This window comes from Bacillus sp. R86525, assembly GCF_042466195.1.
GTDB lineage: Bacteria > Bacillota > Bacilli > Bacillales > Bacillaceae_G > Bacillus_A > Bacillus_A nitratireducens.
The window spans coordinates 694,845-713,189 of record NZ_JAXHPX010000007.1 but is presented as its reverse complement, the minus strand read 5'-3'; the positions used below and the strand labels follow the sequence as shown (position 1 = coordinate 713,189).

Annotated in this window: 17 protein-coding genes; 7 read left to right on the top strand and 10 right to left on the bottom strand. The window is 35.8% G+C overall.

The genetic code is table 11. The annotated features are described in order from the left end of the window. Positions 1 to 89: 89 nt before the first annotated feature. Positions 90 to 962: an AraC family transcriptional regulator gene (locus SJY24_RS06085; protein WP_377864055.1), complete on the top strand. Its 873-nt coding sequence runs from the start codon at positions 90 to 92 to the stop codon at positions 960 to 962. A gap of 50 nt (positions 963 to 1,012) precedes the next feature. Here the strand turns inward: SJY24_RS06085 and SJY24_RS06080 are convergent, their stop codons facing one another. Continuing rightward, positions 1,013 to 1,639 carry an SdpI family protein gene (locus tag SJY24_RS06080; protein ID WP_377864054.1) on the bottom strand — a complete coding sequence of 209 codons (627 nt, stop codon included), beginning with the start codon at positions 1,637 to 1,639 and terminating at the stop codon, positions 1,013 to 1,015. Further along, positions 1,636 to 1,908: an autorepressor SdpR family transcription factor gene (locus SJY24_RS06075; RefSeq protein WP_002089211.1), complete on the bottom strand. Its 273-nt coding sequence runs from the start codon at positions 1,906 to 1,908 to the stop codon at positions 1,636 to 1,638. The genes SJY24_RS06080 and SJY24_RS06075 overlap by 4 nt, the downstream gene beginning before the upstream one ends. A 207-nt stretch (positions 1,909 to 2,115) precedes the next feature. On the opposite strand from SJY24_RS06075, the gene SJY24_RS06070 reads away from it, so the two are divergent. The 6 genes from SJY24_RS06070 to SJY24_RS06045 all read left to right on the top strand — a co-directional run bounded on the left by SJY24_RS06070 (position 2,116) and on the right by SJY24_RS06045 (position 10,695). Next, positions 2,116 to 2,811, top strand: coding sequence for a response regulator transcription factor (locus SJY24_RS06070; protein WP_000276736.1), 696 nt, complete (start codon positions 2,116 to 2,118; stop codon positions 2,809 to 2,811). Positions 2,812 to 2,813: 2 nt separating this feature from the next. Further along, on the top strand, positions 2,814 to 3,836 hold the full coding sequence (locus SJY24_RS06065; protein WP_377864053.1) for a sensor histidine kinase: 1,023 nt from the start codon (positions 2,814 to 2,816) through the stop codon (positions 3,834 to 3,836). Between the two features lie 94 nt (positions 3,837 to 3,930). Then, positions 3,931 to 5,901, top strand: coding sequence for an FtsX-like permease family protein (locus SJY24_RS06060; RefSeq protein WP_377864052.1), 1,971 nt, complete (start codon positions 3,931 to 3,933; stop codon positions 5,899 to 5,901). A 93-nt stretch (positions 5,902 to 5,994) separates the two neighbouring features. Further along, positions 5,995 to 7,953, top strand: a complete 1,959-nt coding sequence (locus SJY24_RS06055; RefSeq protein WP_377864051.1) for an FtsX-like permease family protein — start codon at positions 5,995 to 5,997, stop codon at positions 7,951 to 7,953. Positions 7,954 to 7,972: 19 nt separating this feature from the next. Next, a complete protein-coding gene (locus SJY24_RS06050; protein WP_002145171.1) occupies positions 7,973 to 8,725 on the top strand; it encodes an ABC transporter ATP-binding protein in 753 nt (250 codons plus the stop codon). After that, positions 8,722 to 10,695 carry an FtsX-like permease family protein gene (locus SJY24_RS06045; protein WP_377864050.1) on the top strand — a complete coding sequence of 658 codons (1,974 nt, stop codon included), beginning with the start codon at positions 8,722 to 8,724 and terminating at the stop codon, positions 10,693 to 10,695. The genes SJY24_RS06050 and SJY24_RS06045 overlap by 4 nt, the downstream gene beginning before the upstream one ends. Before the next feature lie 54 nt (positions 10,696 to 10,749). Here the strand turns inward: SJY24_RS06045 and SJY24_RS06040 are convergent, their stop codons facing one another. The 8 genes from SJY24_RS06040 to SJY24_RS06005 all read right to left on the bottom strand — a co-directional run bounded on the left by SJY24_RS06040 (position 10,750) and on the right by SJY24_RS06005 (position 18,323). Continuing rightward, on the bottom strand, positions 10,750 to 10,941 hold the full coding sequence (locus SJY24_RS06040) for a YjcZ family sporulation protein (RefSeq protein WP_377864049.1): 192 nt from the start codon (positions 10,939 to 10,941) through the stop codon (positions 10,750 to 10,752). 179 nt (positions 10,942 to 11,120) lie between these two features. Continuing rightward, positions 11,121 to 12,446: a gluconate permease GntP gene (gene gntP / locus SJY24_RS06035; RefSeq protein ID WP_377864048.1), complete on the bottom strand. Its 1,326-nt coding sequence runs from the start codon at positions 12,444 to 12,446 to the stop codon at positions 11,121 to 11,123. A 65-nt stretch (positions 12,447 to 12,511) separates the two neighbouring features. Further along, on the bottom strand, positions 12,512 to 13,237 hold the full coding sequence (locus tag SJY24_RS06030; protein ID WP_097829529.1) for a GntR family transcriptional regulator: 726 nt from the start codon (positions 13,235 to 13,237) through the stop codon (positions 12,512 to 12,514). Further along, positions 13,237 to 14,253: a sugar kinase gene (locus tag SJY24_RS06025; protein ID WP_377864047.1), complete on the bottom strand. Its 1,017-nt coding sequence runs from the start codon at positions 14,251 to 14,253 to the stop codon at positions 13,237 to 13,239. The genes SJY24_RS06030 and SJY24_RS06025 overlap by 1 nt, the downstream gene beginning before the upstream one ends. Then, on the bottom strand, positions 14,246 to 15,001 hold the full coding sequence (gene dagF, locus SJY24_RS06020; protein ID WP_000181913.1) for a 2-dehydro-3-deoxy-phosphogluconate aldolase: 756 nt from the start codon (positions 14,999 to 15,001) through the stop codon (positions 14,246 to 14,248). The genes SJY24_RS06025 and dagF overlap by 8 nt, the downstream gene beginning before the upstream one ends. 1 nt (position 15,002) lies before the next feature. Continuing rightward, the gene (locus tag SJY24_RS06015; protein ID WP_078438786.1) at positions 15,003 to 16,106 is read right to left on the bottom strand and encodes a DgaE family pyridoxal phosphate-dependent ammonia lyase; all 1,104 of its coding nucleotides are present in this window, start codon (positions 16,104 to 16,106) and stop codon (positions 15,003 to 15,005) included. Further along, positions 16,084 to 17,184, bottom strand: coding sequence for an amidohydrolase/deacetylase family metallohydrolase (locus SJY24_RS06010; RefSeq protein ID WP_377864046.1), 1,101 nt, complete (start codon positions 17,182 to 17,184; stop codon positions 16,084 to 16,086). Before SJY24_RS06010 ends, SJY24_RS06015 begins: the two co-directional genes overlap by 23 nt. Before the next feature lie 278 nt (positions 17,185 to 17,462). Further along, positions 17,463 to 18,323 (bottom strand): M15 family metallopeptidase, encoded by an 861-nt coding sequence (locus SJY24_RS06005; protein WP_377864045.1) that lies wholly within the window; start codon positions 18,321 to 18,323, stop codon positions 17,463 to 17,465. Positions 18,324 to 18,345: the final 22 nt, after the last annotated feature.

Here is an 18,345-nt window from a genome sequence, read left to right as displayed (position 1 = left end):
GGTTAAAAATGCATCCTACAAAGTTGTGCATGAAATGTCGGATGGAGCTATTTCATTCTTGCTATTCTATATACAAAGGAGGTCATAGTATGGATTCACTTAAAAATATGAATGCGGCAATGCGGTATATTGAAGACAACCTTACACACGAAATTGATTTTAAAGAAGTCGCAAAAATAGCTTTCTGCTCCGAATATCATTTCAAAAGAATGTTTTCTTTTTTAGCTGGCATATCACTTTCAGAATATATTCGCTGTAGACGTCTTACTCTTGCTGCTTTTGAACTAAAAGATAGCAATGCAAAAGTCATTGATGTCGCTATAAAATATGGATACAACTCACCGGATTCATTTACACGTGCATTTCAAAACTTGCACGGCATAACGCCTTCCGAAGCTCGAAGTACAATTCGTTCTTTAAAAGCTTATTCACCAATGACCTTCCAACTATCTATTCAAGGAGGGTCTGAAATGAACTATCGAATTGAAGAAAAAGAGCCATTTCAAATCATTGGTATACAAAAACGAGTACCGATTGTTTTTAATGGTGTAAACGAAGAAATTGCTTCTATGTGGAAAAGTTTAGAGAGCCAATCAATCGACATATTAAAGTCCCTTTCAAATATTGAACCTACAGGAATTATTAGTGCTTCTACGAATTTTTCTGAAGGAAGAATGGAGGAAAAAGGCGAACTCGATCACTATATTGGAGTAGCTACGACAAAAGATTGTCCAAAGCAATTCAAGCAACTTGAAGTTGCTGCTTCAACATGGGCTATATTTGAAGCTGTCGGCCCATTTCCTGATGCATTACAAAATGTGTGGGGGCGTATTTATTCTGAGTGGTTTCCTTCCTCAAACTATGAACTAGCGGAAGGACCGGAAATATTGTGGAATGAACAGAAAGATATATCCTCTCCAAACTTCAAAAGTGAAATTTGGATACCGGTTTTGAAGAAATAAAAAATAAAGCTGCTTTTCCATGAAAGGAAACGCAGCTTTTATCTACATTTTTAGTTCTTTTTATAAGCGACATAAGAATATCCCATCGTTAGTCCTACTGCACTAATAATAATTCCAATTAGTAAGAAAGCTTTCCATGCTGCTGGAGCAAAAATACTTAACATCATAATAACTCCTAATACTACAAAAACCTTTCCGCTAAAACGATGCGTCTTCCTCCACACTTCCTCGTTACTTAATGTCCAAGGTGTTTTTATACCTACAAAGTAGTTTGGTTTACATTGTGGTAAATAGTTGCCGATGACTATAAATAAAAGACCAACAATAATATACGGTGTACTATTCATCGGAATGTCATAACCTAATCCCACCCCAATTACGAGCATGTTTACTAAAAATAATACTACTAATACGCTATAATTCATTATCATATAACTTCTAGAAAACTTATCATAATTCTTTTTCTTAGGATCAATTTTAGGAGTGACTGTTAATAAAACATAAGTGAAAATCATAATTCCAAGTAGCAACAGCATTGCATTAAACTTGGAAGTAAAACCATTCGCACCTTCAGTCCCCCAATGAATTATCATAGTATCCGGTAAATTCGGCCATGCATATGCCCAAGCTATACAAGTTATAAGAATTAATATAATTGCGAAAAGATGTTTTTTCATTTCCCCTCTTCCCCCTTATTCGTAAACGTAAACACCCAAGTCAATAAATCTTGAAATACAGTTGTGTTTAAAGAGTACATAACGAATTGTCCTCTTTTTTCATCTTGGATAAGTTCAGCATTTTTAAGTGCATTTAAATGATGAGAAATACTTGGCTTTGTCATGTTGAACTGTTCAGCAATTTCCCCAGCTGTTAAATCGCCTTCTTTTAATAAATCTAAAATTTTTCGCCTTGTTGGGTCTGCTAATGCTTTGAATGCTTGATTCAATGTTTTTCTTCCTTTCGATAATTAGACATTTAGATATTTATCTAAATGTTAAAATATTTTCAGTTAATTGTCAATTGTATCCTAGCCCTTTTTACTTTTTCCACTTTTAACCTATACTGTTTACTAGCTTATCTTTCAACATAATGAAAAGACTTGAAACACATGATACACTATAGCTACAATTGTTTTTTTAGGAGGAATATACATATGTACAAAATTTTAATCGTTGAAGACGATCCAAATATTTCATCATTACTACAATCTCACATTCAAAAATATGGCTATGAAGCTGTTGTTGCAGAGAACTTCGATGATATTATGGAATCGTTTAACGCAGTGAAACCACATCTTGTTTTACTTGATGTAAACTTACCGAAATTCGATGGTTTCTACTGGTGCCGTCAAATTCGTCATGAATCTACTTGTCCAATTATTTTCATTTCAGCGCGTGCTGGCGAGATGGAACAAATTATGGCGATTGAAAGCGGTGCGGATGATTATATTACAAAACCTTTCCACTACGACGTTGTAATGGCGAAAATTAAAGGTCAATTACGTCGTATTTACGGTGATTATGCGCCAAATATTTCTGAACGTATCGTTGAAGTAGAAGGTTTAAAACTATTCCCAGAACGCCCAGAAATTCATTTCGGTGCTGAGCAAGTTCTTTTAACGAAGAAAGAAGCTATTTTAGCAGAAATGTTATTATCTAAATTCCCTCGTACAGCGAGCCGTGAAGATTTGTTAGCTGCCCTATGGGATGACGAAAGTTTCGTTGAGGAAAATACATTAAACGTAAACATTACGCGTCTTCGTAAGAAATTCAATGAGCTTGGTATTGAAAATGCTATTGAAACAGTACGTGGACTTGGGTATCGTTTTAACGCAACTTGGAGTGAATAAGCATGAAGTTATTTTTACGTGATCATTTTGCATTTTTCCTACTATATGTATTAAACTTCGGAATCATTTTCGTTCTTTATGATGCAGTAGACGGATTTCAAAATAATAAGTTTTACTTCATCGTTTTAAGTTTATACTTATTCATCTGTTTCCTCGCTTATCGTTACGTTCGTAACCGTAGAATGTATCACAGATTAAGTGAACCACCAGAGAAACTGGAAGATGCGTTTATTGAAAGAGCAACTGCTCCGATGCCTCACGGTGTAAATGAACTCGTGCGTACGCAGTATCGTCTATTCCAAAAAGAACTACAATCGTATGAAGTAAAACAACAAGAACATCAATTATTCATTAACCACTGGGTGCATCAAATGAAGACACCTGTGTCTGTTATGCAGCTTATGGTGCTCGAAATGGAAGATGAACATTTGATTCCGAAATTCAAAAAAGAATTAGAACGATTAAATCAAGGGCTCGATATGGCTTTATATATGGCAAGGTTAAATAACTTCCATGAAGATTTCCATGTTGAGACGATTTCATTAAAAGATGCGGTAACAAAAAATATTAATGGATTAAAAGAACTCTTCATTCGAAACGGGGTCTTCCCTGTTTTAGAAGTTCATTCTGATTTAAAAGTTGCTTCGGATGCGAAATGGCTAAAGTTCATTATTTATCAGTTAATGACAAATGCCGTTCGTTACTCTGGTGAGCGCGGAAAGAAAGTTTTCTTATCTGCTTACCGAAACGGAAAAGATATTATTTTAGAAGTTCGCGATGAAGGTGTTGGTATTCCGCAAGAAGATATTCGAAGAGTATTTGAACCGTTTTACACTGGGAAAAATGGTCGTGCATTCGGAGAATCTACTGGTATGGGACTTTATATTGTAAGTAAAATTTGTGATTATTTAGGTCACTCTGTCAAACTAGATTCTGAAGTTGGTAAAGGAACGACGATTAAAATCATCTTCCACAACGCTGCAAATAATCAAGCAGAAAATACGGAGAAGGTGACCGAAGCATGATCGTAACATATGCTAGCAAAATGTATGAGAACTTACTCTCATACATTTTTTGCAATGAGACTACATATTTGCCTTCTAAACGGAGGTACATATTATGACGTTTTGGCAATTTGCATTTAAAAATGTAACGCGCAACTCGAGAGCTTATTTTGCTTACTTTGTAAGTAGTTCTTTTTCCATTGCTGTTTTCTTTTCGTTTGCTGTTTACTTATTTCATCCGAAATTACAAAATTCCACTATGATCTCTGAAATTTCAGGATTAATGATTTTTTCAGAAGTTGTTATTGTTTTGTTCTCGTTCTTTTTTCTACTCTATTCAATCGGATCGTTTTTAAAAGTTCGTAAAAAACAATTTGGTATTTTAACCGTTTTAGGTATATCAAAAAAGCAATTACATCGTCTCGTTTTTATGGAAAATATGTTAATTGGTATTTTATCTATCTTTTTCGGTATGCAGTTTGGATTTGTATTTTCACAATTTTTCTTATTAGTGACAGCGAAAATTACACATCTACCAGGGATATATTTATATCCCCCTACAAATGCTTTCATTTTAACAACGATTGTGTTTCTTGGTCTCTTTATCGCTGTATCTTCATTTACACCCATGCTAATTCGTACGAAAAAGACGGTAAACCTTTTAAAAACAAACAATGTAAAACAAAAAGAAAGAAAACCATCCATATTCATTTCTCTATTTGGTGCTATCTGTTTATTAGGTGGTTATATTTTAGCTGCAAACCCTAAATATTTCTTCTCAATAAACACGCAAGTAGGCGTTATATATATGGTTTCAAGTATTTTTGTGATTCCAGCACTTGTTACAATTGGGACATATTTTTTCTTTTCTCAAATTAGTTTCTTACTTATTTATATTTTAAAGAAAAGAAGAAGTTTTTATATGAAACGAATTAATATGCTTTGGATTTCTGATTTAACAAGTCGTATTCGAACGAATATCAATATGCTTTTTATTGTAGCGATTCTATCTACAGTAGCCTTCACAATGATTACATTTCTATATGGATTTGGAAAATTTATAAAGCTAGAGGTTACGAGAAGTTCACCTTTTCCATTTTCTTATTTTTCATATGACGCAAATCCTTTTACTAACGAGCATTTAACTTGGCTTGAGCAGCAGTTACAAAAAGAAAATTTCTCTTATAAAAAGATCAAAGCTGATTTATATGAAACACCACTGAAAGAAGATGAAGGTATAACAACTTACAATGACATCTATGCAATGAAACAAAGTGACTATAATAAACTCGCGGCTGCCCTGCGAATGAAACAACTATTCATGAGCGATAACGAAGCATATGTCTTAAACGGTGGCGCTTATTTCACCTTATTCGGCCAATTTGAGCCAAGCTTCAATAGAAAATCCATTACACTTTCTAGCACAAATACGATATTACAAGTAAAGGGCAATGAACAAGCAGGGGCCATTCCCTCTTACTTTTCATATCAAACTTTAATTTTACCTGATGTTGTTGTAAACAACTTACCAAGTACAACAAAGCGTGTATCAGCGTACAATTATAACGTACAAAACTGGGAAAAGACGTATGAAATTGCTAATGATTTTATGAAAAAAATACAAAAAGATCGAGAGGCGTTCCAATACGAAGGCCACCTTATACGCTCCTATGAATCAGCAGATTCATTATATAGAATCACATCAGGAAGTGCTGCATACTTCCTAATCGGGACATTCTTAGGTGTCATTTTCTTTATTGGAGCAGGTAGCGTTCTTTATTTCAGAATGTATACGGATTTAACGAACGAACAAGAAAAATATGTAGCAATTTCAAAAATTGGTGTAACGGATGCGGAAATGAGACGCTCTGCAACAATTCAACTTAGTATTTTGTTTTTCATTCCATACATTATGGCATCCATCCATACGATGTTTGCGACAAAAATGCTACAAGATGTAATTGATTTATCATTGTTCACTGAAGTTACAGCCGTTCTTATTATTTTCGGAACCGTAGAATTCATCTTTTTCCTATTAATTCGTTCGCTTTACATGCAAAAATTATCACAGTATACAAATGGATAAAATATTTAAAACAATCTTTTTGAAAAAATTTTTACATGAAAAGGGTATCTACCGTACCCTTTTCACGATCACTCTATTAGGAGGTTTAGGTGAATGACATTTTGGCAATTTGCATTTAAAAACGTGACGCGGAACGCCAGAGCTTATTTCGCCTATTTTGTAAGCAGTGCGTTTTCCATTGCAATTTTTTTCTCGTTTGCAGTTTATTTATTTCATCCTAAATTGCATATGACAGGCGTGAATGCTGCTCTGAACATATTAATGACAATCTCAGAAATTGTCATTGTATTCTTTTCATTTTTCTTTTTACTATATTCAATCGGTACTTTCTTAAAAGTACGAAAAAAACAGTTCGGGATTTTAACAGTACTTGGCATATCTCCAAAGCAATTAAAGAGGCTCGTATTTCTAGAAAACATGCTAATTGGTGGCCTATCCATATTTTTCGGCATTCAATTTGGCCTCGTCTTTTCACAGTTCTTTTTATTAGTTACCGCCAAAATTACGCATGTGCCTGGTTTATATTTATATTGGTGGCCTACAGCTGCTATCGTTTTAACTATAATTATCTTTCTTGGACTCTTCATTCTCGTATCATCTTTTACACCGATGCTAATCCGTACGAGAAAAGCTGTACGTCTTTTAAAAGAAGGAACAAAACAAAAAGAAAGAAAAGCATCTGTACTCATCTCTCTCTTTGGTGCGATATGTTTAATATCTGGATATGTTTTAGCAGCAAACCCACTATATTTTATGTCACTAGGAGATATCGCTGGGCTTTTGTACGCTGCCTCCTGTATATTTGTCATCCCATCACTTGCTGCAGCTGGGACATATTTTTTCTTCTCACAAATTAGCTTCTTACTCATTCGCATATTAAAGACGAGAAGAAAATTTTATATGAAACGTATTAATATGCTTTGGGTTTCTGATTTAGCAACTCGGATTCGGACAAATATTAACATGCTCTTTATCGTGACGATGTTATCGACACTCGCTTTCACAATGATTACATTCTTATATGGGTTTGGGAAATTCACAAAGTTTGATGAAATAAGGAAAAACCCTTTCCCATTTACTTATTTATCACATACTGAAAATACGTTAGCTGATGAACATTTAAATTGGTTAGAACAAAAATTTAACGAAGAGCAGTTTGCTTATAAGAAATTTAAAACGGATATATATGAAGTGTCTTCGGCAGAAGATAACGCGCAGCTCTATTATGCAATTAAACAAAGTGACTATAATATACTTGCTAAAGCATTAAATTTGGAAACGCTCACCGTAAGTAATAATGAGTCTTATATCCTTATTAAAGACATAGATGATCAATTCATTGGAACAGTTTTTGATCAAGAAAAGAAAAATACTCTGACACTTACTCAAAACTCTTTACAGCTACAAGTGAAAGAATATAAAAGTTATAGCCCTTTCCCGAATAGCTTAATATCACAACTTCTCGTATTATCTGATGAAAATGTAGAAGCCTTATCAAACGCTTCAAAACAGATGAGTGTATATAGCTTCAAAGTTCCAGATTGGGAAAAGGCACATAATATCGGTTCAGCATTTATAACAAAAATCAATAACGACAGTGCAGCTATTCAAGCAGAACATTCACCATTCCATGCAAGTGAAGCAAGCAATTCTCTATACAAAACGAAACTAAATGTAGCTTCATTTTTCTTAATTGGTACTTTCCTAGGTGTTATTTTCTTTATCGGAGCTGGCAGTGTTCTTTACTTCCGGATGTATACAGATTTAACAAATGAGCAAGAAAAGTATATAACAATTACAAAAATCGGTTTAACAGAAGTCGAAATGAAGCAATCCGCTACAATTCAACTTGCGATTCTTTTCTTTGTTCCTTACATTATGGCATCCATCCATACAATGTTTGCGACAAAAATGTTGCAAGAGATATTAAATCTATCATTATTCGCTGAGATTACAGTTGTACTTGTAATCTTTGGAACGGTTGAAATTATCTTTTTCCTTTTAATTCGTTCCTTTTATATGCAAAAATTATCACAACATATTAAGTTTTAAAAATAGAAAGGTGATTATTATGGAAGAAGTATTACACATAAAAAACGTCTCAAAAGTGTATGAAGGAAAAGTCCCTCATACCGCTTTAAAAAATATAAATTTACATGTAGATAAAGGTGAGTTCGTTGCGATTATGGGGCCGTCTGGGAGCGGTAAATCTACATTTTTAAACGTTATCTCTACAATTGATTCACCTACTTCTGGTGAAGTCGTTATTAACGGAAAACAACCGCACACATTCCGCAGAGAGAAACTAGCCATTTTCCGTCGCCAAGAGTTAGGGTTTGTTTTCCAAAACTTTAACCTATTAGATACACTAACAATTGGTGAAAATATCGTACTGCCTTTAACTTTAGATAATGTTCCTTTAAAAGAGATGGACGAAAAACTCGATAACATTTCAAAGAAACTTGGAATTGATCATATTTTAGACAAGCGTATTTTTGAAGTTTCTGGAGGACAAGCACAGCGTACCGCGGTAGCACGCGCTGTTATTCATCATCCGTCACTTCTACTTGCGGATGAACCGACAGGAAACTTAGATTCTAAAGCAGCAATTGATGTAATGGAGCTATTTACGAAATTAAATAAAGAAGAGGATGCCACAATTTTAATGGTTACTCACGATCCGTTTGCAGCAAGTTATTGTAACCGCGTTATTTTCATTAAAGATGGTGGGCTTTACAATGAATTACACCGCGGACTATATCGCGAGAAATTTTATCAAGAAATATTAGATGTTTTAGCATTATTAGGAGGAAGACGTGGATGACGTTTTGGCAATTTGCATTTAAAAATGTCTCACGTAATTCTAAAGCGTATTTCGCTTATTTTGTAAGTAGTGCGTTTTCTATAATGGTTTTCTTTTCATTTACTGTATACGCGTATCATCCGCGCTTACAAAGTGTACAAAGCTTTCAAGAGCGTGACCCTCTAACGAACTTAGCTAGTACAGCACAGCTTGTTATCGTTATGTTCTCGTTCTTCTTTCTCTTATATTCAATTGGAACATTTTTAAATGTTCGGAAGCAGCAATTCGGGGTACTCACTATTCTTGGTATCTCACAGAGACAATTAAAAAGACTGTTATTTACTGAAAACATGATAATCGGGATATTATCTATCTTTATCGGGATACAAGGTGGCCTTGTATTTTCTAACTTTTTCTTATTAGTTACTTCGAAATTAACAAGTTCAAAAGGTCTCTATTTATATTGGCCAACAGAAGCGATAATCGTTACAACCGTAACATTTATCATTTTATTTTTAATCGTTTCTACGTTTACACCTATGTTTATTCGTACTCGTAAAACAGTCCATCTTATTAAAGGGAACAAGAAAGTGACAGCCGAAAAAAGGCCGTCTATACTCATCTCTTTATTCGCTTTAATTTGTTTAGGGCTATGCTATTATATTGCCGGTTACCCGCAAGGCTACGTAACTGAAAAGAATGTACAAAATGGATCTGTATCCTTTATAATATTATCTATTTTGCCACTCGTAGTCATCGGGACATATTTTTTCTTTTCACAAACATTTCTTCTCTTCATCTTCATTTTAAAAAAACGGAGAAAGTTTTATATGAAACAAATAAATATGTTATGGATTTCAGATTTAGTTGCTCGTACTCGTAGTAATATTAATGTACTTTTTATCGTTTCTATGTTATCTGCACTTGCATTTACAATTATTATTGGGTTGTTTGCTCATAATAACAATACGACGGCATCGGTATTAGAGCGATATCCTGTCCCCTTTACGTATACATCGGAAGGTGCAAATCCCCTTGAACAAAAGCACATTACTACAATTGAAACTGAGCTTACGAGTGCCAATTTTGAATACAAGAAATATAAGTTTACAGCATTAAAAGATACAGCATCAAAAGAAGACGTTTTACTTATGAAAATGAGTGATTATAATACAATTGCTAAACAATTGAAGAGACCGGAAATCACTCTTGATTCTGCACAGGTCTATGTTATTGCCCGCCATTCGCCAGAGCTTTTAAATCTTGTCTCAAACCCGTTTGCAAAACAAGATACAATTACAATCGGATCTAATAAAAAAGAATTTCATATTAAAGGATTTATTAATAAAGGGATAGAACCATCCTTTGCATTCCCCCATTTAATTGTTGTACAAGATTATGTTTTTGACGATATGATTCCTCATATTGAAACGACCGTAATCTATAACTACTTCGTAGAAAACTGGGAAAATGCAATGGTTCCAACAAAAAATATGTTACGTACTATTAGTGATGATGCACATGAGTTCTACGAAAAACATAAAGAAGAGAAAGCGCGAGTTCCTTTCTACATATATACGGCTACCGATGAACTAGTTCACGGTAAAGAAAATGCAATTGCTAATTTCTTTATTTGGGCATTTCTCGGCTTTATTTTCTTTATCGGTGCAGCTAGCGTTTTATATTTCCGTATGTATAATGACTTAACAAGTGAAAAACAAAAATATATTACGATTACAAAGCTTGGATTGACGGAATCCGAAATGTTTCGTTCTGCAACGATTCAGTTAGGAATTTTATTTTTCGTTCCTTATATCATCGCGGGTATTCATACAGTATTTGCAATTAAGTTTTTACAAAGCATGTTTTCTTTCTCATTACTAAAAGAGGCCTTCATCGTACTTACTTTCTTCGGGATTATCGAGATTATTTTCTTTCTCTTAATCCGATCTCTTTACATTAACAAACTGTCACAGCATGTTAAACTATGAATAAAATGGCCTTGTGCATATTGCACAAGGCCATTTTCAATAGTTTTTAAATAATTAGCAGCAATATCCACCATAGCCGCCAGCATAACCGCCGTAACCACAAGAACCACCGTAGCCGCCTCCGCCGAAGCAGCTAGCACCGATAATGATTAATAAAATAAACAATACGATTAGAAGCGCAAAGCCGCCTCCGCACCCACGTCTGCGGTCGCAATCATCATGTCTGTGTTCACACTTTTCGCCCATTACTCTATTCCTCCTTTAGTATCATTCATAACAAGATCGTCTTGCTCTAAATGAGGGGATTCCATTTATATTATGTTTTCGGGGCAAATCGGAAGCTTGGCATTCCTAAAAACGGGCTTGTTTCATGAAAAGAGTCCCAACACAAAAAGAGGATACCTTTAAATAGGCACCCCCTTCTTTTAAATAAACATATTAAGTAACAGCGCAAAGCCGAATGCAATAAATGATAACAATGTCTCCAAAACCGTCCACGTTTTAAATGTTTCCTTTACCGTTAATCCTAAATACTCTTTTACAAGCCAGAATCCTGCATCATTTACGTGAGAAAACATTAATGATCCTGCGCCTGTTGCAATAACGAGCAACTCTAAATTCACTCCAGACATGTGCTGAATAACCGGTGAAACAATTCCAGCTGCCGTCGTCAATGCTACTGTCGCTGACCCTGTTGCAATTCGAATTAATCCAGCTACCATGAAAGCTAAGACGATTGGTGATAATGAAATATGTTCTGCCATTTGTGCAATAGCCGTTCCAACGCCGCTTTCAATTAATATTTGTTTAAATCCACCGCCTGCACCAATAATTAAAATAATGGAACCGACAGGTAGTAAACTTTCATCTGTTAATTTTTTAATCACCTTTTTATTAATTCCTTGTTTTATGCCAAGCAAATAAAATGCTGCGAAACATGAAATTAGTAAAGCAATTACTGGGCTTCCAATAAAGATTAAAGATTCCGTCATTTTTTTCGGTAATGAACTATATGGTGCGACTACTGATAAAATCATTAAAACTACTGGCAGTAAAATAATAAAAAATGAAACTTTACGACTCGGTAAATCAGTTGATACTGTCGTAACTCGAACAAGCTCCGGTTCATTTTCAGGTATAACCCTCTTATGTACCCACTTTGCAAATATAGGTCCTGCGATAATGGCTGTTGGTAACGCGATAATTAATGAATATAAAAGCACTTTTCCTAAGTTCGCGTTATAAATACCGATTGCTGTCATCGCCCCTGGATGTGGTGGCACTAGCCCGTGAACAATAGATAATCCAGCAATAACAGGTAATGCAATTAATAATATATTTTGCTTCGTCGTTTTTCGAATTGAAATAACAAGTGGTAATAAAATGACGATCCCAACTTCGAAAAATACTGGAATCCCTATAACAAATCCGGCGAATAACATTGCCCAAGGTAATTTTTTCACCCCGAAGAATCGAATGAAGAAATCTGCTACTTGCATGCCAGCCCCTGAATCAGACATCATTTTCCCTAAAATTGTTCCGAGAGCCAAAATACCAACTAAATGCCCTAGTACACTACCAACACCAGTTTCATAGGCAGTAACAATTTTGGTCAAGTTCAATCCAGACATAATAGCTAAAAATAGACTAGCAACTGTTAAACTAATAAACGCATGCCATTTCCACCATGATACCCCTAAAATAACAATTGCGATCGCAATTAACGTGACGATTAATAAGTATATATCCATATCCCATTCCCCTTCGATATGAAATTTTTTTACAAAAAAAGAGGGAATTGGTCCCTCTTCACTTTTTACACATCATAATTTACAACGTAATGCTGCATTTCCGTATTGTAGTAGCCTTCGCTATATTCAATTACTTCGCCAACTTCATCGTAAGAATAGCGCATACGTTTTAATAACGCTGTCCCTTCTGTTTCATCTAACGCTTCTGCAACGAAATTAGGCGCAAGTCCAACAGCGAATTCATCTCTAAAGTTTTCTAAATGTATACCTCGGTCCTCAACTAAGTCGTAAAGCGATTGTAGGTCGAAGTCCGATAAATCTGTACTTGCCATTCGTGCTGAGAAATAGTGCGTATAATGAATGTACGGCGCATCATTTAACGTATATAAGCGCTCAATACGAAAACTCTCCTTACCGAATAATCGAAATGGCACTGTTCCTTCTTCATTATGAACTACCTCTGCCTTTAGCAATTTCTTTTGTACTTTATATCCTTCTTCCACTAACACTTCAGTAAATTTCTTACCCTTTGACAGTTTTGTCGCAGAAGTATTACGGATAACTTTCGTTCCTTTACCGCTTTTCTTCTCTAAATACCCTTCTTGAACGAGCTCTTTAATTGCATTTCGTACTGTAATTTTACTCACTTTGAACTCTTCTTCTAACTGCGGTTCAGAAGGGATATTCGTATGAATCGCATATACACCATGCAATATTCGATCACGAATAATATTTTTTATTTGTAAATATAATGGTCCTCTTCTTCTCGTTACGTTCACCGTTACACCCACTACCTTTCTACATCACCTACTGATGCCGTCATTGCCCGAAGTATATCCTTCTCTGATGACATTGGCGTATCACCGACGATTGTATGTGCAAGCATTCCAGCTGCTGACGCAAATGAAACAGCTTTCTCTGGTGCAAACTCTTCTATCTCGCCATGAATAATCCCGCTCGTATAAGCATCTCCAGCACCTATTCTATCATATACAGAAAACGTAAGTGTTTTAGCAAAAGTGAACGCACCATCTTTACATATGAATCCACGAAGTGAGTGTGTATTATCACTATTAATAGATCGATGAGTACCAGCAATTGTAGCGATATGATATGCTTCAGCCACTTTTGGAATAAGATCCACAAGTTGTGCTTCTCGCTCCGTCTCTTCTGTTTTCATTCCAAGAACGAACATTGCATCCTTTTCGTTCATCATAACGATATCAGCAAGAGCTAGCATTTCTTCATAATGTGGTTTCGCCTGCTCATATCCATCTTCTCCCCAAAGAGATGGACGATAATTGCAATCAAAAACGACAGTGCCTCCGTTTTCTTTAACTGCTTTCGCTAAAGATTTCATATGATGACGCACAGTATCATTCATGGCAAGTGTAATCCCGCAAAAATGAACGATATCAATTTCCTTGGCGATTCCTTCAAATTGGTACATGTCTTCACATGCCGTATTGAAGCTACTTTCTAATCGATTTGAATATGTAACACGGCTTGCACGTGCACCAAATCCATTTTCTAAAAAGTACATGCCGACATATTTACCGCCTCTTGAAATAAACGGTGCTTGAATCCCTAGTTTTTGAATGTATGATACCGCTGCATCCCCAACTGAGTTTTCCGGTAAAGTTGAAATAAGAAACCCTTCATGCCCTAGATGAGAAAGTGCTGCTGCAACGTTCACACCTGTTCCAGAAAATGAGTAATTTAATGTGTTTGCTTGCGATAACAATTCATATCCTGGTACTTGCAGGCGCATCATTACTTCACCGAATGCTGCAATTTTCTTACGCATATTGATCAACTAACTTCTTCACGACTGCTAGTAATTCACGAACATCTTCTGTTTTCGTATTCCCAGTTTCTTTATCAATAATAGAAGAGTACACATGCGGGATAACTTGCTCTACATTTGCCTCTAATGCGATACGTACAATTGTTTCAAAGTTTTCTTTATCAATTCCGCCTGTTGGCTCTAATGCGAATCCTTCTTCTGCACATGCTTTCGCAACAGCGCGATATTCTTCTTCATGAGCTAAACCTTTCATTGGGAAGTATTTCAATGAATTTCCGCCCATATCACGTACAAGTGCGATCGCTGTTTTAATTGGAACGATTGCTTTCTCTTCTCCAGCTGCACTAATTGGACCAGTAGAAATATTTACGTACCCTACTTTTCCCGTTGGTGATACTAAACTATTAATCCAGCTATCTTTTCCGCCAAGATTTGCGCGCGTTGCTCCAACTGAAGGGAACACTTGGTTAATATGACTACCTGGATAATGTTTCGCAATTTCAGCCACAACTGCCGCTTGACGATTATCTCCTGCTCCTAGTCCGATTGATACAGCGTCATCAATTTCTTTTCCGTATGCTTTCATCGCAGTTACTGCTTCTTCTACTGTTGGGTAATCTTTTGATAACACACCGACTACTACGTAACCTTCTGCTGCTTCAAAAATGTCTTTTGCATTTTCAATATTGTTTGCTAATACATTTAATGCTACACGGCCTTTATAAAAACGTTTTTGAATGTTTGTCATTTTAGTTTCCCCCTACAATTTCTCTCATTTTTTCTTCAATCACATGTATGTCATCGCCTTGAAGTGGACGCGGATCAATATCAAAGAATCCTTGTCTTACTCCATAATCACGTGTGTAAATCGCGATTTCCCCTTCGCGTAATGCTGTTACAACGTCTTTTGCTGATTTATTTAACTCTTTTTCGTTAATATGAATACGTGCTCTAAAGATCGCTCTTCCTGCTTCATCTTGAACGATCGTTACATTTACACCATTTAATTCTTTCAGCGGCATAAGTACTTGTAGCAGCTCTTTTTCTTGCTCACTCTTATCTTCTTTTACTCCGTACTCATCAAGCGCTTGAAGTAAGCCGAAAGTCGTCTCTTTCCCAACTTTCATACTTCTTCCGATGCAATGTAATTGTACTTTCAACCATTCGATATATTTTCGTTTACCGCCGACAATACCGGAAGTAGGTCCTTCAATTGCCTTTGAACCGCTATAAATGGCTAAGTCTGAATACTTCACGTATTTTTGAATGTCTTCTTCAGCTGCCGCATCGACGATAAGCGGTACATTATTTCGCTGCGCTACTTCCCACGCTTCTTCAACAGAAATCATATTTTTTTGCACGGCATGATGGGATTTCACATACAGAATCGCTGCTGTATTTTCGCCGATTGCATCTTCAATATGCTCTGCTTTCCCTTCATTTGCGTAGCCAACTTCTACAAGTTTACCGCCGCCTAAATAAATCATTGTTTCAACAGGAGCACCGTATTGAACGTTATGACCTTTTAACATAATCACTTCGTTTTTCGCGATAACCTCTTGATGAAGTCTTTCACTTTTACGACGGTTTCCTTCTGTAACGATACCAGCGATAGAAAGTGCAATTCCGCTCGATGCTGAATTCACAACAACTGCCGCCTCTGAATCTAAAATTCTTGCAATATGGTCTCCTGCTTTATCTACTAAATCGGCAATTTCCACATAATTTTGTCCACCATGCTTCATCGCATCCATAACTGTATCTGTAGGAGCGGATACACCTAAAATACTCATTCTACCGCTCGCGTTAATAACTCTTTTTAATCCGTACTTAGCATTCAATGAATGACCCATTGATTACAACCCCTTTCGTATCAATTCTTCTTTCAGCAACGCGCTGATCCCCTTCTGAATCAATTAACGTAATCGGTTCATCTTTCACCGTAAATAAAGTTAAGTTTGCAATATCGCCTTCTTGAATACGGCCAAGCTCTGGTTTTTTCAGCCACTCTGCCGCATTTTTCGTAACTGCATCAATTACTTCTTCTAGCGGATACCCTAAGTAAAGGAATTTCGAAAGAACGTTAGCCATACTGTAAACTGGACCGTGTATACGATTCTTCCGGTAAATATCTGTACTAATTGTATTAAAGGCAATACCGTAACGCTTCGCTGCCTCTGCTACTTTAAAAGAAAAACTAGCATTACCATGCCCAACATCTAAATGAACACCGCGTTTCACTGCATCTAACAACACAGGTAGCGGTTTGCCTTCTTCATCAAATAAGTTATTTTCTTTCCCGTTTAAGTAATGTGTAATGACATCATCTTTTTCTAAAAGTGGCACAACTTCCTCTATGCGAGGAGGCGCTGAACCGATATGTACCATAATCGGTAATGATGTTTCACGAGATAAAGAGCGTGCAACATGTAGCGGTTCAATTCCACTATCACAAACGACACTTTTACTCATTCTCGCCTTTAGCCCAACGATTACATCTTTATACTTTTCTACTGCTTCTATTACTTTCTCTTTATCTATCCATTCCATATTGGATAATTCATCAATTCGTTTCAAACCGATGCGAGAAATATTCAAAAAGGCAAATAAATTCGTTTTCGCCTGTTCTCTACTTTTTACTAAATCTGCAATACGATCAGCTCCGCAGCTACCCGCATCAACAATTGTCGTTACCCCTTGCTTAACGCCAATTTCATCCACCTCATCGCCATACGGATCAAACTCTGGAAAAGCATGAACGTGTAAATCAATCCAGCCACTCGATACGTAAGTACCTGAGTAATCAAGAACCTTTCCACCCTCGCCAGCACCAGCTTTCGTCACCTGTGCGATTTTATTATTTTCAATTACAATGTCAATCTCTTCCCCGTTCACGCGTTTCACATTACGTAGTACGAATCGTTCTGTCATTGTATTTCCACCCTTTTCTATAAGAAGCCATAAGAATACGCTTACATTAAAGTTTCATTTTTTATATCTCTTTCACATATTTAGAGTATCACGAAAAAAACGAAAAGTAAATATAACGTTATAATGTTTAATAGTAAATAAAAAAACAATCCACAAAATGTTGATAGTACAGGAAATTATATCAACGATTCGACAAGGAATATCGATTTACCGACAAAAAACGGCAATCCATTTCTTATATGCCAAAAGACTGACCCAAAACGGACCAGCCTTTTTCTCTATTCCTGAACCGTCACAATAACCCCATCCATATTGTTCCCGGAAATTTCATACTGCTTATTCGCTGGAACATTCACTTTCATATTCCCCGAAACTTTATAATAAGAAACCGTATATTTCTTACCTTCAACCTCAGTTGAAACTTCTTTTTTCTCTTTTAAGAAGTCCAAATATTCCTCTAACGTAATTTTCTTTTTTTGCATAATCGCACTATGTGGTAAGCCTACGTAACGTATGTGCCACGGCTCGTATTGAATACCTGTAATATCACTTTTGTTTTTCGGATAACGTAAAACAAATCCGTGCTTCCATACATTATCTTCAATCCATTTTCCTTCAGGCGCTTTCTCCATTTTCTTTTGAGTAGATCCAACGTCGAGTGATAACCCTAAATTATGTTCACTGTATCCTGCTGGTAGTGCATAATCAGATCCCATTTCTTTATATAATTTGCTTTGTTCTTGAAAATCTCGGTACCCGCTACTCATTAAGAAATGCTGTACTCCATCTTTCCCAGCTGCATCGACAACGTTTAAAAACTTTTTTACAACACCCTTTGATAAGCGAAGATTTCTATCAAATATCACGTAACCTCTTACTAATTCACTATTTTGATTTACATTTATAATATCGGACCTAATACTCTCTTTTTTTACTGGGTAATCTTTATTAACTAATAGTAGATCCCCTTTATAAATTTGTTCCTTTGTGACCTCTATCTTTTCATTGTTCGCGGCTTTTACTTTATTATCTTTTTCTGCAATTTTAACGTCGATCTCCTTTTGAAATAATGGTGATATATAAAAGCCTACACATGCTGTACATACTATAAAAAGAGAAATAAATACCCACTTTTTCATTTCTAGTTCCTCCTTAACGTAA